This is a genomic window from Lewinella sp. LCG006 (assembly GCF_040784935.1).
Taxonomy (GTDB): domain Bacteria; phylum Bacteroidota; class Bacteroidia; order Chitinophagales; family Saprospiraceae; genus Lewinella.
This window is the reverse complement of record NZ_CP160680.1, coordinates 5,649,843-5,674,008: the sequence shown is the minus strand read 5'-3', so window position 1 is coordinate 5,674,008 and position 24,166 is coordinate 5,649,843. Positions and strand designations below refer to the sequence as shown.

Here is a 24,166-nt window from a genome sequence, read left to right as displayed (position 1 = left end):
ACCAATTAACCAATCTTTTGGTTTTCTGTCATTTTCCTATGTCTTGAGGTAATTTTTATATGTACCAACATTGGTTTTTAAACGATTTTTGTTGAAAACAAACAGCTTATGAAACGGAAACAATTTCTACGGAAAAGCCTACTAGGAGCTGCTGGCCTCACCTTGGGTGCGAAAGCTGCCAACAGTAAAGCCACCGAGCGGCCTTCTACCTACGACAAGCTGATGGCACCGGTGGGCTTCAATCATTTACCAAACCAAGAAATAAAAACGATGAAAACGATTTTGCATAAAGCCGATACGCGCGGCCACGCCAACCACGGTTGGTTAAATAGTCATCATACCTTTAGTTTTGCGAATTACTACAACCCAGAGCGGGTGCACTTTGGAGTGTTGCGCGTGCTGAACGACGATACCGTAGCACCTGGCCGAGGCTTTGGTCGCCATCCTCATGACAATATGGAGATCATCTCTATTCCGTTGTCCGGAGCACTAGAACACAAAGACAGCATGGACAACACTGCCGTCATCCGCCAGGGGGATGTACAAGTGATGAGTGCTGGTACTGGCGTCTTCCACAGTGAATACAACAAAAGCAGCGACGAAGAGGTGCGCTTCCTGCAAATCTGGATGTTCCCCCGTCAGAAAGGGGTTGAACCTCGTTACGACCAGATTACGCTGGAAAATAAAGACACCAAGAACCAACTACAGCAAGTACTCTCGCCCAGCAAAGACGACGCCGGCGTGTGGGTTCACCAAGACGCCTGGTTTCACCTGGGTGATCTGGAAAAGGGATGGAGTGGCGACTACGAGATTAAACGCTCAGGCAACGGTGTTTACGCCTTCGTTATTGAAGGAGAAGTTGAGGTAGCCGGCCAACAACTCAGCAAGCGCGACGGCTTCGGCATCTGGGACACAGAGGCTTTTGCTATCAAAGCTACCAGCGACACGAAGTTGTTGTTGATGGATGTGCCGATGACGCTTTAAGGAAATCGGAAGTCGGAAGTCGGAAATCGGAAGTAAGTGACACACGTAAGCTTGTAAGGAAGATTATTTCTCATTACAACTAGCAGTATCTAATACTTCCGACTTCCCACCTCCGATTTCCGACTTTTAAGTGTCTAACACTTATAACGGCACTACCTCCTCGCCTACCACCAACTCCCCTACACCCTTACCCTCCCAGCAGGCATTCATCCCGAAAAGGACTTTCTTTTCCTGACTATGCATCTGGGCCAAGGTGGCGAAAATACGTGGGTTTTTAGCCATGGTGGCGGGATCGATGGTAATGACCACACAACGGGCACATGGTTTAGGTAGGCGAAAAGTTTCCCCACCCATTTGTAAAGCTTGCCACTCATCTTCCTCAAATGCAGGAGCGCCTTCTAATACGATATTCGGGCGAAAACGCTGCATACTTAGCTCCTCTCCTACTTCCGCAGACAGTGCGTCTAGGGAAGCTTGGTTGGCCACCAGATAAGGATAGCCGTCGGCAAAGCTTATGTATTCTTCTCCTTGTGCGTAGCGGGGATCCAAAGGCCGGTTAGCATCATCGGGCATATATACCAGCCGACAGGGAATACCCAGGGCAGTACTCAATTCCTCCTGAGTAAGGGTCTCCACCAGACGGGCCGCAAATTGATCATCCCAAACTTGAACTTGCACCAGCGGGCCTTCTTCTGCTCGAGCTGCGCTAATTCGGAGCTGTTGGCCCGTATCCAGCTGCTCCAGTAGCAAGTCATCTGCTTCCGTGTGTGCGTGCCAACGCGCCAAGTGGGCATGCTCGCGTTGTGAAATGAACCGACCATTCTCGTCGATCAGCATCCAACGGCGGTCATCGACAAAACCACGGGCCGCTAAAGTAGCAGAAGCGACGGCATTACCAGCCAGAGATTTCACGGGATAAACCCAAAGTTCTTTGATTTTCATACTACAAAAATACATCGTTTTTTTGAAGATATACGGTAGACCAATGTTACTGCAAGCATCGGTAGAGCAACATAAGGAAATTCCAAAAGTCCAGCTTATCTTCGCCCTAGATGAAAGACCACCGTTACATTATCCGCGAACAAGGCCGCTTTGGGTTTATGGACCACGAAGGGCAAGTTGTTATTGAGCCGCAGTACCTCGCGGCCGAAGAATTCCACAATGGCTTTGCCCTGGTAGAACTCATCGACCATTGGGTGCCGCTTGACCTCCTGGGACGGCCGCTCCTTCGGCATCTTTTCCGCCACATCTCTCCTTTTGAACACGATCGGGCCAGGGTGCAGCTGGCGCAAAACTGGGGATTTATCGGCCCCAAGGGTAGGATTCGTATTCCTTGCATCTACGAGTCGGCCATGGATTTTAGCGATGGGCTGGCCGCCGTCAAAAGCCAACATCTTTATGGTTTTATTGACCCTGACGGCAACGTGGCCATTGATTTTAGTTTCGACCTGGTGGCGCCTTTTCTCCACCAACGCGCACCGGCTAAACTTGGCAATCACTTTGGGTATATCGACACGGCCGGCCAGTGGATGGTAGACCCCGACTACGACCTCACCTTGCCATGGATGGACCAGGTGGGCGTCTATATCGAAGATGGCCGCTGGGGCTTGCTCAATCGTGCTGGCGAAGTGGTGACAACCGCGCGGTGGCGCTGGTCGCCCGAGCATCCGCCACAATTTACGGAGGGGTTGGCTGCCATTATGATCAACGACCATTGGGGCTATTTGCAAACCGACGGCGAGTGGCTCGTGAAGCCGCAGTTTCTTGCCGCCGAGGCTTTTCACAATGGCTTTGCGCGCGTGAGTGATGGCATGAAGGTGGGTTTCCTTAATGCGCACGGAGAACTCGTTGTTCCCTATCGTTACAGTCAGGCCCTGGACTTTGCCGAGGGCCTTGCTCCCGTACGCGAAAAAGGCCAATGGGGATTCATTGATCCGCAGGGGCAGACGGTCATTCCCTTCCGTTTCGATCATGCCCACAGTTTCCAGGATGGCCTCGCCCTGGTGGAAAAAGATGGTAAATGGTCCTATCTCGACACAGAGGGGCAGGTGGTCTGGGTGGAGAGGTGAAACACCAAAACCACCTAGATTTTTTTTCACCACATAACCACAGTAGATTTTTTACATAGACACATAGTTTTCAAGAGGTGGTTTTTGAACCATACGAGGGATTATAAGAAATTTTAAGACGGGGCGCTAACAGGGCAAATCCTCAATTTTTCAACAAAACACCTGGATGATTGTCTTATACCCACTAACCAATTACAACATGGATATAGAGGTAATTAAGATCGTATTCGATACAGGGCTTTTCGTGCTGATTTGGATCGTGCAGTTGGTAATCTATCCAGGGCTTTGTTACTACAATGATGTGGATATCAAACGCTGGCACCAGGTCTATACCAAGAGAATCACGATAATCGTATTGCCCCTAATGTTAGGTCAGTTGGTGGTGTATGCTATCGACTCCTATCTCTCTCCTGGCTTCGAGTCGATTGCTTTGCTGGTATTGGTACTTCTCAATTGGGGGCTTACTTTTTTGCTGGCCGTACCGCTGCACAATGTAATTGGATGTGCCTTACCCTGCCAGCAGGAAAGGCAGCAACTGGTGAAAGTCAATTGGCTCCGCACGGCACTTTGGACCATCATTTTTATTATCAGTCTAGCTTATTATGGAAAGTAAACCTTGGATGACAACGGTAATGCGGCTGGCCGCAGTGTACAACCTGCTTTGGGGAGCCTGGGTCGTATTGTTCCCCCTATCTTTTTTCCGGCTTACGGGCATGGCCGACCCTGTGCACCCTATGATCTGGCAAGGCATGGGGATGGTCATCGGTGTTTATGGCCTGGGTTACTGGTGGTCAGCGGTCAATCCTGTCAAGCACTGGCCTATTGTAGCGGTGGGTTTTATTGGCAAAATTTTCGGTCCTATTGGTTTTGTCTTCAACTACCTCACGGGGCAGGTTCCCGCATCGTTTGGGTATACCCTCATCTCCAACGATTTGATCTGGTGGGTTCCTTTTTTCCTAATTTTGAACGAAGCGAGGAAGCATCAGTGGGAATTGTAAGGTCAATCCTTTTTTTTGAACCATATAAGGGCATTTAAGGGGCTCCCTCCTCGGCCCTCACAAGGGAGGAAGGCGTGATGGGTGGGCTGTTTAGTTTTTTTTCCTGGTTATTTGGTGTTTTTTGAACCAGATAAGGGATTACAAGGGCATTTCAGAGGGGATGGTTTAATCCACCAACTGTTTTTCCAACTGTTCTAAAATATCCTCCTGCTTATTGGGCAGACTGTAGCAATACGCCAATTGCTCCCGAGCCTGTTGACAGGATTGGCCATCGGCAACACATTTTCCTACCAGAGCTTTGGCCAAACCCACATTAACACGCCAATTTTCCGGAAAGGTTTGTTTTAGCCGCCCAAAGTCCTGCACCGCATCATCCCAGTACTCGCGCTCAAGGCTCCCCTCGGCCAATTTCAGCAGGTTATTGTAGTTACTGTAACGTTCTCTTTCTACGTTGCTCGCTATTTCGCTGCGATACCTATCCACCGCTTCAGCAGATGCTCCCCAAAACTGGACCACAAAGAAGAGTAGCATCAAGCTAGCCGCCACCAATAACAGGTAGTACACCCAGCGAGGATAACCTTTCGCTACCTTCCGTGGCGCATACCCTTCATCGCTCACCTTTCCCTGGGTACGCATTTGCTCCTGCACCCAAAGTTTGCGGCCTTCAAAGCCTTTGCGGTGTTTGAATTGAGTGCCGCTGTGGCCGCTTATTTTAGTCCGTTCCATCATAGCTTTAGCGTTTATTTTGGGCGTGCCCCTTCGGGTCGTTAACTGCCTGCCCGTATGCAGTATCATTGTATCGCTCATATACTTCCAACCAAAGTGTATCTCCCTCTATTTTGAATCGATCAAAAAACAAATCGTCTTTCACCTCCTCAACACGATACTTCTCTCTGTAAGCACGTCTTTGATTTTGCCAGACTAGGCAGCTAGCAGCAGGGAGAACAGTAGTATTCCTCCTACGGTGGTCAATAAAATCTGCCTTGCACTAGCTATCAGTATATTAAGTATTTGTTCAACAAGCCTATTCTTTATCTGACTTTTTAAAAAATCTCGTAATCTCAAAAAACCAGCCTATCACTTCCAATAAAACGCCAAATATCGTTCTTCCAAATTCTTTTGGATCTCTTCTAAAATCATCTTTGTACCCGTAATAAAGAAATAGGACTACTACTATGCCAATTACTATTGCGGCAAGAAGGTCTTCCATTATCTGTAACTATTTACATCAATTTTCTTTAACCTTATATACTGGCCATCTAAATGATCAAAATCACTATCTGTAGTCAAGATTACTACCTTCAACACAGCACCTGTAGCTGCTATCCATAAATCATTCTTACCCATATTTCTGGCGCTAAAACCTCCTTTTTTACCTGGTAGTCGGCCCTGACTATATGCATCTATTTCAGCATAGCTTTCAGTAATACTCTCAACATTTATATCTGCTACAATAAACTCTCTCAACAACTGACTAAGCTTCTATATCTTATTCCTTCCCCAATTATTCTTGATCGCCAACGACTTGATTTCTCCAACTGACACAACAGAAATTATTAGCTGATTATCCCCAGTCAATAGTTGTAACTCCTCCTCTATTTTCTTTGTCAGATTATTGCCCCTTGCGTAGATGAGCAAAATATTAGTATCCAGTAAATATTCCATAGCATCTATAGCTGTGCAAGTAGTTCGTCGATATCTTCTTCTATTGATAATTCCTGCGTTAGACTAAAGAAATAGTCTCTTCCCAATGGCTTGTAATCTTGTTCCTTAGCTAATTCATCAACACTTACATCTTTTCGCATTGGCTTAATCACCATATCCCATATTTTATCAGGTGAGGTCACTTCCTGATCTTGAGCTAGACGATTTTCTAAGTCAAGGATCAGGTTCTCATCTTCCGTCTTGATCAGTTCCTGAATAATTTTATATTTTCTATCATCTAGGTTCTTTGTCATACAATCAACAGGTTTTGATTTATTCAAATATAACCAATATTACCATTATAATGTCCGAATATGAGCTAAAGGTTTCCTCTCGAACATGAAACTACGGATAAAAACATCACAAACTAAACAACTCCTTTTGCCCAAATCCTACCTCCCCAACTTCCCCTCCAACCCATCCAACAACCCCTCATCCCTATCCTTTAGACTTCTATTGAATTTCAAATACGCCTTCGCTTCCTCACAAAACTTACCATTTGCCACACACATTTCTGTGAGGGTCGTCGTCAATCCGGCATTGGCATCCCAGGCGTAGGGGAAGAGCTCTAGTGCTCCCTGGTACAATCGTCGGGCCTCAAGGTAGTCGCCACTGTTTAGGTGGACTTTGCCCAGATGTACGCGGTTCCAGTATGCTTCCGAATCGTTGTAGTATCGCTCCTGCTGGTACAATTCCTGGTTTTGCTGGGTTTCCTGCCGCACCGCCGTGGTCAGTAACTGCGTCAATTGCCAACCGAAGTACCCCAAGATCGGCAAAGCGACCAACAGCAAAGTGTATAGCACTACCCTTCTGCGGCCATTGCGCTTGACCTGCTCACCATCCCACGCTCCGGTACGCTTATTCCCTCCCTTCAGGTTTTTCCGGAGCAGCTCTTGCTGCTTCACAAAACCCCTCCGGTGCTTAAATTGAGTGCCGGTATATCCCGGCACGGAGCCTGACCATAGTCCCATAATATAAATTTCAATAAAGTAAATCAATATACCTTTGAATACTATCCTTCACGGGGGGAAGTGATAAGTATCCTAATCTAAAACCTTCACCCTCAACCTGCAATGCCAAGTAAATAGGCTCATTATTCGTTCCTAACAATTGGTTGATTAAGTCAATTAATTGGTCTTTGGGACTATTCTTATCCGCATAAATAACTACTCGTATTAATGACCTCTTGTTTTCAGGTAGTTTAATTAATTGTTTTTCTCTCCAAAGCTCCAAATCCTCATATCCTACCGTTTGTCCGCCCAGGCTTACGATATAATCATTATTGTAACAAGGATAGTAAGCCTTCTTAACTTTCCCTACGTATACTCCTCTCCTCAAATAACTGGGCATACTGTCATAAGTAACTAAATTATCAATGTCCTGATGATAAGCCAAATCAATCCGCATTATCGTGTTCTTAAAAAACTCTTCTTGCAAATCACAGCAGTTATGATCACATCTTTTCCCAACGAACGTAATATCATTTTTTTCATCATATTCCATTTGATTTAAAACCAATACATCATCCAGCAACTTGTACCTAAAATTCAAGACTAGACACTCTCCGCCGAATAACATCAGTTGCTTTTTTGGATCAACTACACCACCAAAACCATAATCAGTAAATACATCTTTATCAAATACAGCCAGGCTATCTTCCTCTATATCGATAGTAGAATAGGCTCCAAAACTACTAGGTTCCAAACCTACTTTATGGATATGCCAATGACCATTCAGGTCTTCGCTATTTTCTTGACATGAAGAACAAGAAAAAACACCTATCAGAAATGTAATAAATATTCTCATAATTGACCAATTATCCACTACCTCACCAAAGTCACCTGCCCCTTAAACTCCTCCTCTCTGCCAGCCTTCAACACATCTACCACAATGTGGTAGATGTAGACCTCCGATGGAGCAGGTTTACCATTATTGGTCCCATCCCAGCGGGCGAGAGGGCCACTACCCTCATAAACCTCCTGGCCCCAGCGATTGTAGACCCGGAAGGATTTGATGTTAATCATATCCGTCCGGTCGAGGTCGATTTCGGTGAAGAGGCGGAACTCGTCGTTGATGCCGTCGCCGTTGGGAGAGAAGATATTTGGTACGATGATACTGTCCGATACAGATTGTACAAAAAAGCGGTAGGTGTCCTCGTAGCAGCCATTGATATCCTGAATCATTAATTCCAGGTCTATATCTAGATCGCCGATTACATCAGGAGGCGGAGAGGGTTGCCAGGTGATGATAAAGAAGGAATCAGGCACCGGAAGCTCGATCAATAACGAATCTCCCGGACAAGCGGTCTCGTCGATATCCTCCCAGAGGTAGGGCGCTATCACATGGATCGTTGCCATGCTGTTGCTGACACAGCCGACGCTGTCGGTAACGATTACGCCGTAGGTAGTCGTCTGGGTCGCTAGTACCAGTGGGTTAGCTGCCGTAGCTGGTGAGAGGAACCCGGTCACGGGAGCCCACAAGACCTCCGCATTTGAGGGCAAACCCGGCAAAGTTAAGCGAGCGGTATCTCCCGGACAGATCGTATCACCAATGGCCTGTGCAAAAGTTGGCTGGGTAAAGGTGAAGGTCTGGCTCAACGCACTGACACAGCCCAAATCGGTATCTTCAACCGTCAGACTAACAGTGTAGATGCCTGGTGCTACCGTAAATTCCGGTTCAAAATTATTTGCCGTGCTGCCGTCGGGCAATACCCAAGTGTAGCTATTGGCGCCTACTGATTCATTGTTCAACGTATAGGTTCCCGCACAGAAAAGGCTATCTCCTACATCTCCAATAGAGAAACCAGCTTGCACGTTGCGGATCAGCAGCGTTTCCGTCACCGACAACTCACAAGCATCATTGGCTCCCAAAAGTGTCAGTGTCACCGGACGATTGCCCAATACGGGTACATTTTCGTAAGTATAAACCAAGGGATTGACGTCACTAATCACCGTGCCATCGCCCAGGTCCCAACTGAAGGAGGTCACATCCATCGTATCTACCAGTTCAAAAGTGACCGACTCGCCCTCGCAAATGGCCTGTGGACCAAACGTGAAGGTTCCCACTGGACCTTCCACCTCGTAGTTTTGCTGTAAGGTATCGGCACAACCATAGGAAGTAGTTGCGACCAAAGTAACCGTGAATTCACCCCGATTGAAAGTCGTTACCGGATTGGGTGCTGATGAAAAGGAACCATTGCCAAAATTCCATTGGTAATTCATGCCACCGGCAGCGGTGGAAGTGTTCATAAACGCAATCTGCGCTGGTGCGCAAACTACTTCTTCGTCATCGACCGAACTGGTGAATCCCGCTTGTGGATAAGCCTGAACATTCACCGTAGCTTGATTTTGACCAGTACAGCCTGTACCTATTTCTTCGTAATACAGTGTCAGCGGATAACTTCCAGCGGTAGGATACATATTGCTCACACTCATACCCGCCACGGGAGAGCCTCCAACGCCGAAATCCCATTCAAAAGTAAGGGAAGAACCACCGTCCGTAAATTGGGTGGCACTCAAATTGATGGTTTCCCCCTCGCAAATATTCAGCGGGGTAAGGTCGGAAATGATTTGTGAAATCGGTGTGTAGATATTGATCGCTAAAGTATCGCGAGCGGTACACCCCTGGGCATCTTCTACCAGGAGGACCACAGCTATCGAATCAACGAGCACATTGGTATAAGTATGCGTAGCCGACGAAGGAGAAGTGCTGCTGGTATTGTCACCAAAATTCCACGTCCACGATACCAGCGTGGTATCTGCTAGCGAAAGATCGGTAAAGTTAACCGTCCCTGGCATACAGATGAACGTATCATTGGCGATGAAATCGGGAGTGATACTGTACACATTAATTAACCTGGAAAGTGTGTCTTTGCAGCCATTGACATCTTTGGCAATCAGCGTCACCCGATCCTGACCGGGTACCGTAAAGGTGAAGGGCAGGATGGTATCGTTGCCCATGATCGGACGGCCGTTTTGTTCAAACATCCAGGTAAAACCGTAAGCACAAAACTCCCCATTGACATCGACCGTTCCGGAAGCGTCCAAGTCAATGGATTCGCCGACACAGGCTCCGGAAGGAATCTCAAAATCTACCTGAAGATCGCGGATACAAATCAGCGTACTGTCCGTTCGGGAAGGACAACTGGTGGCAGAATTGAAGGCGGTCACGTATACCCAAAAATCACCCGTGACGCTGTATTCGTGTACAGGGTTCGGTGCGTTGGAAGTTGTTCCGTCACCAAAATCCCATACCACATTCGTGGCATCGTAAGTGCTGCTGGTAAAGCGCACTTCGTAAGGAGACGCACAATCAATTTCATAAGACAACTCCACGTCCGGCCCTTCGATAATGATATCAGGGTTGACGGTTTGGCTCAAACAGCCATTGTAGTAATAATAGAGGGTGTCGGGTTCCACCAATTCATACCAGTCGACTTCGGGTGGTGGGTTGACGACGGTAAACTGAATGGTATCATCCACACAGACCACGGCATCATCGTAGGTAAAATCGATGTCCAAGGGAGCCCCTACCTCAATTCTTCGCACGTAGGAAGTATCCCGGCAACCAGCTTCATTTTCGATACTAAGCACTACCTCGTATACGCCGGGTTCGGTGTAAGTATGACTATTTGAAGCATCCGTCGTAAAGGTAGCACTGGTGCCATCACCGTAATCGTACACATAACTGATCACTGGCTCAAAGCTAAAGGTGGAATCAGAAAAAGTTACCGTCAAGGGAGCACAACCACTGCTCACATCAGGCATAAACAAGGCATTGGGGGTGAAGATAGTATCCACCCTAATTAATGTATCCCGGCAACCACTGGGGTTGGTCGCATAGAGGGTGGTATAGTATTGCACCAGGCCGTTGATGGCATATTCCAGCGTATCCACATAAGTGTAGGTATGCGTCGTCTGCGCTCCAGCACTAATGTTCATATCATAGTACAGCCAGATGAAAGTAGCTCCTGTGGTAGAGCTGGCCGTAAAATCAATGGTAAGTTCGTTCTCACAGGTGTAGTTTGGCGAAGCGGTAAGTGACTCATCTACATCATCTACATAGATCTGAAAGGTAGAATCCTGCTCACAAAAGATAGGAGTATTCGTTTCGGTTCTGACCGTCAAGGTTTGCCAACCAGGTTCGGTAAAGACAATCACCGGAACCATGAAATCGTCCAGGGTTTCGACAACATTATCCGGAAAAGTCCAGTTTACTCCATCTGCTACTACAAAATTTTGGTAATAAACGTATTCATTCAGGCACACCGTGTCGGGAGCATTCAGTGGCACGCTGCCTTCGTAAACGTTGACAAAACGATTGCGGCTGGCTGTACACCCCAGGCTATCGGTACCGGTAAGGAGGACTTCAAAATTACCACTGTTCGTGTACACCTCTGCTGGTGGAGCGGCACCGTTAAAAGTGGAGCCATTCCCAAAGTCCCAAGAGAATGTAAGTCCCGGCAACTGTGGGGTAATGTTGGCGAAAGCTACTGAAAGCGGCGGCTCACAAGCCACGGCGGGATTGGGATTGGTAAAGAAATTGAGATTCTGCACCCCACCCACAGTGATTGCACTGGGAAATACTTGTGTCTGGTCGCAGCCTTCCTGGTTGGTCACCAAATTTAACGACAGATCGTAGAGCCCCGGACTTCCGTAGGCATGTACTGGATTTGGGCCCTGGCCTGATCCACCGTCGCCGAACACCCAATTGTAGCTGGTGATGCCGATGCCAGGATCTACGTTCAGCTCACTGGCAAAATGGAGGGTCAAAGGGGCACAGCCACGGTTGGTATCAACCGTAAAACCTAGTTCTGGTGGCGTAAACACCGTAATGGTCACAGTACCTACCAGGGCACCACCCTGCCCTACACGCAGGCTAACTTCATAAATTCCCGGCGTAGTAAAAATAGCCGAAGGGTTTAAAGTAGTAGCATTGCCACCGTTTTGGAAGTCCCAAAAGGGGGTACTCACTCCTGCCGGAGCGGTAAAAGCTACTGTCAGTGGTGCACAGCCGGAGGTAATATCAGCTGTTTGGGCCAGTAGCCCTAAATCTGTATATAAAAACAAGAAGAAGAACAGCCCGAATATCTGGCTTGGTGTAGAGAAAGTGCGCATGGGGTCTATTTAGATATTTGCGTTTAAAAATACACTATTTCTCTGAAATCCATTTGTCAATCCCCGTGATTGACGTTAACTTGTCTTAGATTTTTCGTCAAACGTGCTCCATTATGCCAAATCTTACACCTGTCTCTAAGTTTTTTCTACTTACTGCTGCCCTGCTCGGTGGCTGCTTTTTTGCTGGTTTTCCAAGCTTACAAGCGCAACGTGCATTGCTCGACAAGCGGCAATCGACCACCTGTGTTGATCGGGAGTTCGTTGTCATGGCCCACTTGGTAAGAGACACTTCTCAGTCCATCAATTCCACTCCTCAAGAAATCGAAGCAGCTTTGGATTTGGTCAACAGCTGGTTTGAACCCATCTGCACCAAATTTGTCCTGCGACAAGTAGATACCGTCGATAATTTTCAGTATTCGATCCCTAAGAGTTTCAATGTACTCGAACAAATCTGGACCAATCACAACGCAGATAACCGAATCAACCTCTACATCGTGAGTGATGTGGGCTTCGTAAGTACGGAACCCGTATTTGCTACTTTCGAAGGCATTCTGCAAAACGAAAGCGGTGGCGTGCTCATCAATTACCAAGCCTTGAATGATGCTCCTGTCTGGCTGGTCCATGCGTTTGGGCACTATTGTGGTTTACTCAACACCAACGAGGATTTCAACAACCAGCTGGTTAACGGTGAAAATTGTGAAACCACGGGTGACAAAATCTGCGACACTCCGGCCGATCCCTTCAACCCTTTCGATCAAGAAAACAATATTAGCAGCTTCCTCGATATGGGGTGTCGTTTCGTCTACACTGGCGTAGACTCCAACGGCGAGTACTATCTTACGCAAACGGGCAACGCCATGTCCCTTTACCCTACCGATTGCTGGTGTGGCCTCACTTACGAACAGTTTGAACGCATGGCCGAAGTGATTGGGCGGTCCGGGTTGTGGTGAGTTTTGTGAGGTTTGATAAAGCTTACGGTTTTGGGTACTTGGGTACATGGTATTCGGGACTTGGTATAATGCCGAATTTGGGACTGTTAAACTCCGAGATAGTTAAGAAAGACCTCGGAGAGCCCGTCTGGCCAAGGCTTGCCGGACAGGGTCAAATATTGGTAGCTTCAATAGTTATAAAGCTGTACGACCTCGGAGAGTGTCGCATGTTATGTGGTAGATTTTGGGGCCATGCCGGTAACGGCGTTGCTCCGCAAACGCCATTACGGCACCGGGCTGTACAGTCGCTCGCGCTCCTTACCATCCCTCGTCCTTAGTCCCTCTGGGCCTCGCGCCAGGCTACGCCTTGCGCACTGTATTATATGTGGCAGGATTCACATCCTATCCCAGCATATATCGTCCCTTCAGGACTATGTCCCAAAAAGTAGAAAGTCCTGAAAGGACGGCATCTGCTAACGCCGAAACGAGCATCACTGATCTATAGGAACTAGATCTGTGGGCCACGGACACGTCTCCTAACCAGCGAGTAGGGGGATTAACCTAAATCACGCTCATCCACCCCGTCTCTCTTTCCAGATATATCCTAAAATCTCCTTTCGCCGTTTGAACGAGGAACTCCGTTGAAGAAAGCGGCTCCACCCCTACGATCTCCGTCCCCCACCACTGTGCTTGCCAAGTTTCTTCCTGGTGCTGAAATGCACCGTACGAAGCCGCATTGTCTGAGGTAAAGAGCAATTCCCCCAGGAGGGTATTCAAGCGGTGTACCAGTGATTTCTCCTGTGGTTTGAGTTGCAAGTTGTCTTCCCGCAAGAGGTAGACATCCGGATCATTGCGCCACATGCGGCCCGCCAGGGGCCAGCGGCCTAACACCGACCGCAGGGCCGCCAGCGTAGATACCCGCTCTCGATGGCGAAACCAACATAGTAGCCGATGTTCCCACTGCAAATGGATGTCAGCCCCAATTCGGCAATAATCAAACAAGCCGAAGCCCGAAGCCAGGGGCGTACCACACCCCAACAAGTGAGCCTCCCCCGCCCACTGGCGCAGGTTCACCAACAACTCGTGCATCAGCTGCGCGCGCGTCTTCTCCGGCGTAGGAAAGATGCAGGCCGCGTAAAGAAAATCCAGCTTGATCAGGCCATAAGCCCAATCCTGTACTACGGTCCGGAAGACTTCCTTGAAGTGGGCCTGCCAGCCGGGATGCTGGGTATCCAAGGCATAAAACCACCCGCCCCACATGGGGTTGTAGCCCGCCTTGAGGGGTCGGCCTTTCGCATCCTTGGCGATCCATTCGGGGTGATCCTTTAGCAGCTGACTGCGTTTATCCGCTACTGCTGGTGCAAGCCACAAACCGGGGACTGCTCCAGTAGCACGAATGTCATCCGCCATGGCTTTCATTCCCCGTGGGAAGCTGTCTTTTATCGACAACCAATCCCCTACCGCCGTTTGGTAACCATCATCGATCTGGAAGTAATCAAGGGGTTGCTCGCGGCCTTGAAAGGCCTGAAGATTATCCGTGATCACCTGCTCCGAGATGTTGGTGTAGTGCTGGTACCAACTTGTCCAGCCACGGGCAGGTTGGGCACGCAGGGTGGGTAGCTCCAGCGCTGCCGCCCAAGCATCATAAATCTCCTTTATCGAGCCTTCCAACACCAAAAAATCAAGTAATACCACTGGCTCGGCAATCTCCCAACCACGGCAGTCGCTTTCTACCTGCAGGCAGTTTTGGGCTTGCTTCCACTGAAAACAGGTGAAAGCTGTTGTTTCATTCAAAGAGGCCAACAATACTGGGGCTGCATCATTGCTCCGCCATTCCGTCCAGCTCCAACTGTGTAAATGGCCCTTTTTGCGTACCAGCCAAGGAATATGATAATCACCGTAGTAGCCCATCAGCGGTTGTGCTATCCGCCTCAGCTGCGGCAAATGGTCTTGTGGGTGCCGCCAGTGGCTTTCCGTCCATGATTGGAAACCGTTGCTCAGGAGCCAGTCGGTTTCGTCGCTCTTCCAGGGGATTTCCAGGTAACAAGACTTGATTTGAGTCGTTTCTTCTGCCGGATTAAACACCAAGCGAATCCTATAGCCCAGAGGGTGATCTTCCTGCACCAAAGTGAGCATCCCACTAGCAGCAACTTGCTGCCTCTGACCTGCCAAGCTTAGGTGTTCTCCCTCCAATTCCAGTCGGGCTGTCCATGCAGCGGGAGGTAGCTTCTTTTGAATCATATCTTTTAAAACCATTTACGAAAACTAGCCCCAAACCGTTTCCGCTTGCGCTAAAACAACCTCGCCACGCCGCAATTGGTGCAAGCAATGGGTTTCCTCCAATACGGCTGTTTCAGCTATCACTTCATCATCAAGGGCAGCTTCCGCTTTATAGTGCAGGCGAATAAGACGAGGTGTTTTCTCCCTCAAGATAGCCACGGGCAAACTATCAAGCATTAGCCGTAAAAAGTGGGTGTTATTGAGGTGCCAATTAAAATCGAGATCGTGCCAGCCAACGGTATAGCGCAGTTGTTGTTCGGACGTCGTCCATTCCGGCAGTTGGGTAGCTGGACGCGGCAGCGGCTCCTCCCCTGCTGCTGACGACGACGGAATCCTTTCAGGGATCCAGTCAGGGATGCGAGTAGGACGACGATTTTCAATATTGAAAAGTGCCCAAGTAGTGGCTGCTTCTACTATAAGGTTGCCTTCAGCATCAGCTACTCGGTAATCGCGATAGGTAAATACACTTTCAAAACCAGAAGGTTGGGTGTGTATACTCAACTGCTCCCCTAATTCAGGAAGGCGATGGATACGAATTTCCAGACGCAACAACACCCACGCTATCTGGTGCGGTTCTAAATCCCAAACGGAGAGCTGAAGGGCCAGAACGTGTTGCATGGCCACTTCGTTGAGCACCCGCAACAAGGCTGGTGCCGTCATCCGCTTGTAAGCATCAATATCAAAAGCACCAACGGTGTAGGATTGGCGATAGAAGGAAGTAGCGTTTGCCATAGTTAAAAGCTTGATGAGCAGGCTAATTTACGTTAAATAATTACTAACAAGTGATCAGCTGCATTTTCGCAATGAGCCAAGTAGCGAAGTAACTTTTTTGCAACAAAAATGGTAGTCTTCCGTTAATAAATCAAAATACATGTAGCGACATGAAAAGAAGACAATTCGTCAAAGGTTCAGCGATACTGGGCCTCACCGTAGCCAGTGGTGTGGTGCTGGTCAAAAACTCAGGGATGTACCATGCAGACAGTAAGCGCAAGGTACGTCAAATCCTAAGTGCTGATCGCGTAAATGTCGGCACTTTGCCGGTACTACGAGCGTTTGCGGGTAACCACGTCGACTACGTCTCCCCTTTTGTGATGTTTGACGAATTTGGGCCTGTCAACCTGGCGGCGGGCAGTGATCCACTTCGGGTAGATGCTCATCCGCACGCGGGTGTGACGCCGACTACCTATTTCCTTGAAGGCACCGGTCATCATAAAGACAGCCTCAACTATGACTTCCAGATCGGCAAGGGTGATTTCATGCTCTTCAACTCGGGAAGGGGGGCTATCCATATGGAAGAGTCTGGCCTCGAGTTGTATAACAAAGGTGGCTTTTACCATGGTTTCCAAATCTGGCTAAATACGCCCGCCAAGTACAAATTCGCCGACCCCAGCACCAATGTCTTTCGCGAATCAGACATGGCCAATATTGAGACCAAAAAGTACAGTATCAAGGTAGTGTTGGGTGAGTTGGGGGATGCTAAATCCAGGATCGAATTACAATCCCCTGCTTTTTACTACCACATCAAAATGCAGGCTGATAGCCGCCTTGACATCCCTACGGATCCCACCCATAACGCTTTTGCTTATCTTGTCAAAGGTAAGCTGGAACTGGAAGGAGGACGTGGACTTCAGGCCAATCAAGTCGTTTTGTACGAACGCGGCGAAAGTCAAATCAACCTCTATGCGGAAGAAGGCGCGGAGTTGCTCGTTTTAGGTGGCCAGCCACTCAATGAACCCGTGATTTCCTATGGTCCTTTTGTGATGAATTCAGAAGAGCAGATCCGCCAGTGTATTCGAAATTATCAAAATGGAATGATGGGGAATCCGGCCATTGTGAATGGGTAAATGACTAGTGGTCTGTCAAACTTAAACTTTCCGGTTGCCCGATGCGTCTTTCGGCACTGCTCTTCGTTGGAGAACCCCTTACGTAGCGCTGCTATGCGCGGGAACCTCCGCCTCAATCAGCACCAAAATCCGCGTTCGCTCAACCGGAACTTTAAATATTGACAGACCACTAGCAACCCACAACTCCTTTTTTGAAGTCGGCCACGTAAGGCAGGACGCCTAAGTAATTTTGGTCGGCGATGATGTCCACCTCCTTGTTGGGGACTGCGTTACCTTCTGGCAGATTTTCCCAGCTGTGGGTTTCAAACTTTTTGGTGAGCTGGCGAATCAATGTTCCCTCTTGAAAATAGTAACGATTTTCCGTCACGTAGTCAATGGTGTTCGCGCTTCCATCCTGATTTAATGGCCCGCCAAAAGTCCAGTAACCTTCTTCTTCCAGAGCAAAGAAGGGCTCCTTGTTTCGAAGGTAAACTTGCTTGACCTCCCAACTGTGTTCGCTGCCTTGGCTATGCTGAATGACCACCAATTGGTCATTTTCATAGTAACGGATCAGTTCTCCTTCCGTAGGGTCGCCATCGCAGTCAAAGGCCTTGGTGTCTTTGCGTAGCGTGCCTTCTTCTAGCAGCTTTTGGAGTCGAGCGTATTCCGCTCGAATGGCCGTGATAGCTTCTTTGGTAGCACTATTTTTGACGGGCTCAGTCGGCATTGCTTCCGCCAATGAGGAAGGTGCAGGATATGTTTTTCCCTCTTTTGGAGATGTTACTGTGGAGGTATCTTGCTCTTGCGCCAAATTATCCGTTGAAGAGCTCCGCTTATTATCGCTTCCACAAGAAAATAACGTAAAAACTAAAAAGATCGCCACTAGCGCAGGTAAACTCGCTTTCATAGAAAAAGGGTTGGGGTCGAAAAACAAATCGTTCTCTTGATTCAGGCTGCAATTTATCATTTTTTCGGGTAAGCTTTGATGATCTCCTCAATCACCAACATTGATCATTGTGTCGATGGTTTCTCCTTCAGGAAATAAGCTCGTAGTTGCTGCGACTTTTGTTTGCTTATTCCCCGATGAACACGTAGACAAGAGCACTATTATGTAGAAAAAAAACAAAGCGAAAGGGTATTTCATCTCAACTTAAATTCTGTTTTCAATCTCTTTAATCTTGATTTCTGCCAAAAAAAAACAACTAAAAGCAGCACCAATACCAATGGATAAACGATGCAGAAAAAGAGCGTATTCACCTCATAATAAGACAAATGGAGTAGGTTGGCTAGGCTGATAATAAAGTCTGTGCAATAGACATAAAGCAGGTTTACCAACTCAGTCATCTTATCCATTTTTTCGCTTTATTCCATTGATTTCCACCTGCATATTAATGGATCTCACAAGCAAGTAGCACATGAGCACCGGAATGAGCAGAACCAAGAAAAAAATATTGGCCGCCCTGTAAGCTCCTGTTCCTTTCAGCAAGCGGATGATCCCAAAATATACTTGATCAACAAGTGCAAAATGCTCGCTTAGGAATTTCACGTGATGGGTTTTACACCAATCGGTATCATTGTGACAGACCCAGGTACAGCTTTCCTTCAGCCTTTCCGAAGAATGGATAGCTTCTACTCCTTGGGTTACGTAACCACTTTTACCAAGCCCCCAGTCAACGTATTCGTTAACAAGAACCATTAGTAAAAATGGCGCAGCAAAGACCAGCAGATAAGGAATCCATTTTTTCATCTACCTGATCAACGTCGTCTGCCCGCTGAAGAGCTCCGTACGATCATCCGGGTAGCGGACTTCTACCTGCCAGAGATAGACGCCGCCATTTACGGGTTGATCTCGGAAATTACCATCCCAGCCTTTCGTAAGGTCATTTACTGAAAAATTGTCTGGTGCTTCGTACAGCAATTCACCCCAGCGGTCCCAAATACGATAGCTTACGACCTCAATACCCGGTAAGCCGTGAACAGTCAAGAAGTCATTGACCTCATCGCCATTTGGCGTAAAGCCTGTAGGTACAGCTACCGGAAAATCTTTACTGACCCGTATCTGCACCCAAGCTTTAGAAGTACAGCCATTCTCATCCACTACCGTCAGGAAGAGATCACGCTGAACGTTGGTAAACACCTCCTGTAAGCCACAATCCGGGCAAGACAACCAGGTGCTATCGTAAGGTGACCACGTCAGGGTAATGATGTCTAAATCGCTGGTTATTTCTGGCGTAATGCGGATGGTATCTCCGTAGCGGACTTCACGGTTTCCACCCAAATCAATCATGATTTCAGCAGGTTCCGTGATGACGGGGTTACCTACTAAGAAGGAACATCCATTGGCATCTTCCGCCCAGAGGGTGTAATTACCTGCTCCTAAGGCCAGGAAAGTTGGGCTAGCCTGCCAATCACCGTTATTTAAACGGAAGCGATAAGGCAAGGTACCACCACTGAGTTCTCCTTTGAGGAAGCCATCGCGACCACCGTTACAGCTCACCATTTCCGTGAAGAAGCTTCCACTCAGGGCAGCTGGTTCCGCGATGTTAAACGTTTCAATCAAGGTACAGCCATAATCATCGGTAACGGTAAGGGTATAATCACCTGCCTGTACATTGGGCAAAGCCGAGGTGGTGCTACCGTTGTTCCAGCTATAGGTATAAGGTGGTTGTCCCCCTTGTACTACCGTAGAAATACGACCGGTAGCTGCTCCATTACATTCTACGTCAATGATGTCTCCCGTCAGGTTGAGGGTAGAAGCTTGATCGATCAATGTACTGTATATTCTGCTACACCCCTGCGCATCGGTAACCGTGACTGCGTAAGAACCAGCTCCCAAATTGGTCAGGTCTTCAGCGGTTGCTCCGGTATTCCAATTGAAGGTATACGGCGCAGTACCTCCACTCACACTTAGGTCTATTGCTCCCGTGGTTTCGCCAGCACAGATGACGTTGGTAACATTCTCACTCACCGACAAAGCGGTGGGCTGGCCAACGACGGCCTGCAAAATATCCGAACAATTATTGCCATCCGTCACCGTCAGGGTATAATTGCCAGCACTTAATCCAGTCAAGGGTGCGCTCCAGGTAAAAGGTGCGGTACCTCCCTGGATATTGACGGAAATACTTCCATCCGATCCATTATTACAGCTGGCATCCGTCACTGTAAAGTCGATAATTTCTACCGTTTCGGCCAAGGCTACAATCGCTGGAATTGTTGAGGTACAGTTTTGAGCATCTGTCACCGTTACCATGTAAGTGCCTGCGGTCAGTCCTGTAGCTGTAGCCGTTGACTGGCCGTTATCCCAGAGGTAAGTATATGGGCTGGTGCCCCCGCTAGCCGTCACGGTTGCTTGCCCATTGGCAGGGCCAGTACAAGCTTGTTCCTGGGTAGTCGTCGTCAGGCTCAGTGCGGTAGGTTCATCCAAGCTGAGGTTAGCCGTTACGGTACAGTTGTTGTCATCGGTCACAACAACGCTGTAGTTGGTCGCCATCAGACCCGTTGCCGTAGCCGTTGTTTGGGTGTTACTCCAGGCGTAAGTATAAGGCCCCACTCCTCCGGCAGGGGTAGCCACAATGCTACCGTTAGCTTCCTGAAAGCAGGTAGGATCTGTACCGCTTAGCGTGACCGTCAGTTCGCTGGGTTCGCTGACCATTACGGAGGCAGTTGCCAGACAGTTATTGGCATCTCTTACTTCCACACTAACCATTCCAGCTGGCAAATTAATGGCCGTTTGGTCGGTATCGTTATTGCTCCATAGATAAGTATAAGGAGCGGTACCGCCCACTGGGCTAGCCGTAGCCGTACCGTCGGAACCAGTAAAACATGAGGTAGCTACAGCGCTTATGTCTATCGTCATCGCTACTGGGGCATCCAACTGGAAGGCCAAGCTGTCGGTACACATATTTGCATCGGTCACCAATACGTAGTGATTACCCGCCGCCAGGGCGTTTTCGTTTGCACCGTTTACCCCTGTATCCCAGGTGATGGTATAGGGGCCAGTACCTCCTTGTACCTGTACGGAAGCGTTACCATCCGTAGCACCGTTACAAGTCGGCTGATTGGTTTGCAGATTGGTTAATTCCAAAACTTCAGGTTCCCCTACCTGAATGATTTCGGTGTAGGTACAGCCATTGCCATCCGTCAGGACCAATTCGTAACTACCGGCAAACTGATCACTTACAGCGGCGGTCGTCCCGACGATGGTATTGTCTGCTGTGTTTCTCCAACTATAAGTATACCCAGGGGTGCCACCTGCGGGCACGACCATCAGGCTACCCGTATTGGTACTGTTGCAAAGCGCCGGGGTTGTACTGACTGTTGCGGTTAATGCTGGTGGTTCTGCTACGGTAATGGTACTGGACAAAACACAGCCCAGCGCGTCCGTCACGGCAATATTGTAAGTACCCGCAACCAGGAGGAAAGCCGTATCAGTGAGTTGACCATCATCCCATAAGTAAGTGTAAGGCATACTCCCGCCTTCGGTGATCACCCTGGCTTGTCCCGTGTTTTCACCAAAACAGCTCACCGAATCAGCGACCACATTGGTTGACAATAGCGGTGGCTCTGTTAATTCGATATTCAAAGTAAACGGACAGTTTCCAGCATCCACCAAATCTACCGCATACATGCCGGCGTTGAGTCCCGTTGCGATAGAGTCTGTAATGCCATTGCCCCAATCAAAAGTATATGGGCCATTGCCATTTACGATGGCGACGGTCAGCGCTCCGTCCGTATCACCATTACAATCCAAGGGATTTTCGATGACTTCTGTGATATTTGGAACGGGTGGTTGTTCAATCACAAAGCTGATATTTCCTGGGCAGCCATCACCATCTGTTACCGTTGCGACGTAGCTGTTCGCGGGTAAATTCGTAAAGCTACCATTGTTATTTGTTTGGCCTGCCAACTCATAAGTAAATGGCCCCGTGCCTGTGACAACATTGATTTGTACGCTGCCATCATCGCCCCCAAAGCAATTGACATCTACCGGAATAGCGGCTAAGCTGGCCGGGGTACAATTCAAACTAGTACAAGTAATGGTCGAAGGAAAGCTTGGACAAGTGGCTATAGCACGCACCATTACTTCCACCTCTTCCTCCAGGCCAAGGCCGGTGACGATGTGCTCTAAGTTGCCGGAAGCGGGTATCCATGGGCCACCATTGATACTCACCTCATAACCTAAGGCACCTGCCACGGCAGGCCACACCACTTGAACCGAACTGGTCGTCAATGCTCCACACTGTAATGGAGACATGGTCAGGGCTGGTAAAACCTCAAAGTTAATGGTGTCCTGTTTGATACAACCATAAGAATCGGAAACCGTGAGGATGTAAGTCGTACTGGTATCTGGCGAAGCTATTGGATCAGGACAATCGGTACAGCTCAATCCCGCCGCCGGACTCCAGGAATATTCAACTTGGTAAACGGGGTTGAAACAGATGCTCCAAGAGAAAAGCGTCCCTCCTAGGCCTTGTGTATCATCCGTAACGACCAACTGCCAAGTGCCGTTGGTACGGTAATTGCCATCCCAAAGATCAGAAAAAACGCCTTCGGGCAGCCAGTTCCCCGTAAAGGGCACTGCTGAAGCTGGTGCAAAGGGGCCAGGTGAATTAATGACGGTTGTAGCATCCACCGTAAAACAAGTGCCTTGGTAATAATCGAAGGCGATACCATTGCCTCCTTCCGCACCATTATCAGTAGTAAGCTCCAGGAATTGCCCATCAGGGCCAACCAGATAAATATCCAAATCATCAATCCATTGATGTTCAAGGCTATCGATACAGATCATTTTTATGGCCTCGGGGCCAAGCTCTACGGGAAGAACGCCGAATACATCAATTTCTGAAATAAAAGGCACGTTCGTTTGATTAATCGCTAGTGGCGTATTGTTCACAAAACGGGGTGGATCGGGCAGCTCTATGGGTACCGTTCCATCCAGTTGGGTCTCATCAGTAGGGCACACGATCAAATCAGGACCTAAGTCTGGATCAACCAATCGATTATCTTTGATAATAATGGTAAAAGTATCTCGATTACAAGGATCACGCTGCACGCTGAGTTCTATCGTTTCGTCGCCTTCTACTAGAAAATCTTCATAGGCGCTGATGGGCAAACGAAAGGTGCTGTCTCCTTGGGGAATGATGATGGTACTCGGCAAAGTGGGATAATCCACACCAGGAGTTGCCGTACCTCCTACCGCAAATTCTACATCGTAATCAGCTTCTACGGGAGCTGGCAAGTTGAAAACAATTTCTCCGGCCCCACAGCCTTCCGCCAGGCCACCATCAATCGCCAAGCCTTCAATTTTCACATCCAGCGAGCCAGTACCAAAACTCTTGGCTTCAAGAAATACCCCTGAGTCGAAAATAGCATCAAAAGCATCCGCAATAACCAGCTTGATGGTATAAGTGCTACAAGGTTGTACGACCGCCTGGGCGACAAAAACATCGGTAAAACCATCGTAAACGGGTAGCGTATTACCGTTATTGGCATTATAAAATCCGGCGAAAGCCAATGAACCATTATCACCACTACAATTAGCGATCGTTCCCCCGGCGGAACCTAGCATACCTGGGTTCACATTATTAATCGTAACGGGGCGATCAGTCCCGGGAATCAGGGCAATGTTTTCTGCATTGTTTTGGTAAGGACCATTGATACCAGGGCCACTGATGAAAAACCCAAAAACGTCGTTGTAATTGGTACAGGCAAATTCTGGATATTCTTCCGAAGCAAATGCGTAAGTAAAACGCAAGGTATCATTGACGGGGATAAACTCGATGATGTAACTGGTGACATTATTGATCCCAATATTATTGCCTACAATCCCGAGCAAATCGGCATCCGAAGCGGTGCTTCCGTTGTTAAAGGAAGCCTGGGCGCTGGCGGGAGCATTCACCCCGGTTTGGCCAGGAGAAGATACTGCAGCACCTGTAGTCATGACGATTCCTCTCTCCATCCCGATGGCCGCACTTCCCTGGGTAAAGAGGCCTACTGCGCCGGGTGCACCAGCATAGGTGATGCTCACCACCTCCACTCCCTCGCCTAGAAAGACGTTGGAAATCAAGTTTTCGGGAGTGATGGGAGCTGCGTTGGACACTTCCAATTGGGCGAAAAGTGCAAGCGATGAAATGGAGAAAATAAAAAGGAGTAGAAGACGTATCATTTCAAGAAGAGTTCAGTGGGTGTAGTTTTGATAGTTAAGCCGTACAATAATACGCAAAGGACAGCTTTAGCAGAAAAATAAGCGACAAGATCGACGGC

At 48.3% G+C, this 24,166-nt stretch carries 19 protein-coding genes; 6 read left to right on the top strand and 13 right to left on the bottom strand.

Annotation, left to right across the window (positions count from 1 at the left end; all coding sequences use genetic code 11):
- Window positions 1-108 precede the first annotated feature (108 nt).
- Window positions 109-984, top strand: coding sequence for a pirin family protein (locus AB0L18_RS20500; protein ID WP_367389192.1), 876 nt, complete (start codon window positions 109-111; stop codon window positions 982-984).
- A 141-nt stretch (window positions 985-1,125) separates the two neighbouring features.
- Here AB0L18_RS20500 and AB0L18_RS20495 read toward each other — a convergent pair whose 3' ends face one another.
- Window positions 1,126-1,926 carry an MOSC domain-containing protein gene (locus AB0L18_RS20495; protein WP_367389191.1) on the bottom strand — a complete coding sequence of 267 codons (801 nt, stop codon included), beginning with the start codon at window positions 1,924-1,926 and terminating at the stop codon, window positions 1,126-1,128.
- Between the two features lie 110 nt (window positions 1,927-2,036).
- Here AB0L18_RS20495 and AB0L18_RS20490 point away from each other — a divergent pair, with 110 nt between their 5' ends.
- The 3 genes from AB0L18_RS20490 to AB0L18_RS20480 all read left to right on the top strand — a co-directional run bounded on the left by AB0L18_RS20490 (window position 2,037) and on the right by AB0L18_RS20480 (window position 4,051).
- Window positions 2,037-3,053 carry a WG repeat-containing protein gene (locus AB0L18_RS20490; RefSeq protein WP_367389190.1) on the top strand — a complete coding sequence of 339 codons (1,017 nt, stop codon included), beginning with the start codon at window positions 2,037-2,039 and terminating at the stop codon, window positions 3,051-3,053.
- A 166-nt stretch (window positions 3,054-3,219) separates the two neighbouring features.
- Window positions 3,220-3,666 carry a hypothetical protein gene (locus AB0L18_RS20485; RefSeq protein WP_367389189.1) on the top strand — a complete coding sequence of 149 codons (447 nt, stop codon included), beginning with the start codon at window positions 3,220-3,222 and terminating at the stop codon, window positions 3,664-3,666.
- A gap of 7 nt (window positions 3,667-3,673) precedes the next feature.
- Window positions 3,674-4,051, top strand: coding sequence for an alkyl hydroperoxide reductase (locus tag AB0L18_RS20480; RefSeq protein ID WP_367389188.1), 378 nt, complete (start codon window positions 3,674-3,676; stop codon window positions 4,049-4,051).
- A gap of 165 nt (window positions 4,052-4,216) precedes the next feature.
- Here the strand turns inward: AB0L18_RS20480 and AB0L18_RS20475 are convergent, their stop codons facing one another.
- The 7 genes from AB0L18_RS20475 to AB0L18_RS20445 all read right to left on the bottom strand — a co-directional run bounded on the left by AB0L18_RS20475 (window position 4,217) and on the right by AB0L18_RS20445 (window position 11,871).
- Entirely contained in the window at window positions 4,217-4,780 is a 564-nt protein-coding gene (locus AB0L18_RS20475) for a hypothetical protein (protein ID WP_367389187.1), read from the bottom strand.
- A gap of 295 nt (window positions 4,781-5,075) precedes the next feature.
- On the bottom strand, window positions 5,076-5,261 hold the full coding sequence (locus AB0L18_RS20470; RefSeq protein WP_367389186.1) for a hypothetical protein: 186 nt from the start codon (window positions 5,259-5,261) through the stop codon (window positions 5,076-5,078).
- Complete coding sequence (locus tag AB0L18_RS20465) at window positions 5,261-5,518, bottom strand: hypothetical protein (RefSeq protein WP_367389185.1); 258 nt, start codon at window positions 5,516-5,518, stop codon at window positions 5,261-5,263. Before AB0L18_RS20465 ends, AB0L18_RS20470 begins: the two co-directional genes overlap by 1 nt.
- A gap of 203 nt (window positions 5,519-5,721) precedes the next feature.
- On the bottom strand, window positions 5,722-6,009 hold the full coding sequence (locus AB0L18_RS20460; RefSeq protein WP_367389184.1) for a hypothetical protein: 288 nt from the start codon (window positions 6,007-6,009) through the stop codon (window positions 5,722-5,724).
- Between the two features lie 138 nt (window positions 6,010-6,147).
- Window positions 6,148-6,726, bottom strand: a complete 579-nt coding sequence (locus AB0L18_RS20455) for a hypothetical protein (RefSeq protein ID WP_367389183.1) — start codon at window positions 6,724-6,726, stop codon at window positions 6,148-6,150.
- A 10-nt stretch (window positions 6,727-6,736) separates the two neighbouring features.
- Window positions 6,737-7,561, bottom strand: a complete 825-nt coding sequence (locus tag AB0L18_RS20450) for a hypothetical protein (RefSeq protein ID WP_367389182.1) — start codon at window positions 7,559-7,561, stop codon at window positions 6,737-6,739.
- Window positions 7,562-7,578: 17 nt separating this feature from the next.
- The gene (locus AB0L18_RS20445) at window positions 7,579-11,871 is read right to left on the bottom strand and encodes a PKD domain-containing protein (protein ID WP_367389181.1); all 4,293 of its coding nucleotides are present in this window, start codon (window positions 11,869-11,871) and stop codon (window positions 7,579-7,581) included.
- Between the two features lie 113 nt (window positions 11,872-11,984).
- Here AB0L18_RS20445 and AB0L18_RS20440 point away from each other — a divergent pair, with 113 nt between their 5' ends.
- Entirely contained in the window at window positions 11,985-12,821 is an 837-nt protein-coding gene (locus AB0L18_RS20440) for a hypothetical protein (protein WP_367389180.1), read from the top strand.
- A 540-nt stretch (window positions 12,822-13,361) separates the two neighbouring features.
- Here the strand turns inward: AB0L18_RS20440 and AB0L18_RS20435 are convergent.
- Complete coding sequence (locus AB0L18_RS20435; RefSeq protein WP_367389179.1) at window positions 13,362-15,041, bottom strand: glycoside hydrolase family 36 protein; 1,680 nt, start codon at window positions 15,039-15,041, stop codon at window positions 13,362-13,364.
- A gap of 24 nt (window positions 15,042-15,065) precedes the next feature.
- Window positions 15,066-15,812, bottom strand: coding sequence for an acyl-[acyl-carrier-protein] thioesterase (locus AB0L18_RS20430; protein ID WP_367389178.1), 747 nt, complete (start codon window positions 15,810-15,812; stop codon window positions 15,066-15,068).
- Window positions 15,813-15,961: 149 nt separating this feature from the next.
- Between AB0L18_RS20430 and AB0L18_RS20425 the strand changes: the two genes are divergently transcribed.
- On the top strand, window positions 15,962-16,924 hold the full coding sequence (locus tag AB0L18_RS20425; RefSeq protein WP_367389177.1) for a pirin family protein: 963 nt from the start codon (window positions 15,962-15,964) through the stop codon (window positions 16,922-16,924).
- Between the two features lie 169 nt (window positions 16,925-17,093).
- Here the strand turns inward: AB0L18_RS20425 and AB0L18_RS20420 are convergent, their stop codons facing one another.
- The 3 genes from AB0L18_RS20420 to AB0L18_RS20410 all read right to left on the bottom strand — a co-directional run bounded on the left by AB0L18_RS20420 (window position 17,094) and on the right by AB0L18_RS20410 (window position 24,068).
- On the bottom strand, window positions 17,094-17,810 hold the full coding sequence (locus AB0L18_RS20420) for a hypothetical protein (protein WP_367389176.1): 717 nt from the start codon (window positions 17,808-17,810) through the stop codon (window positions 17,094-17,096).
- Window positions 17,811-18,248: 438 nt separating this feature from the next.
- Entirely contained in the window at window positions 18,249-18,650 is a 402-nt protein-coding gene (locus AB0L18_RS20415; protein WP_367389175.1) for a hypothetical protein, read from the bottom strand.
- Window positions 18,651-24,068, bottom strand: coding sequence for a choice-of-anchor L domain-containing protein (locus AB0L18_RS20410; RefSeq protein WP_367389174.1), 5,418 nt, complete (start codon window positions 24,066-24,068; stop codon window positions 18,651-18,653).
- Window positions 24,069-24,166 lie beyond the last annotated feature (98 nt).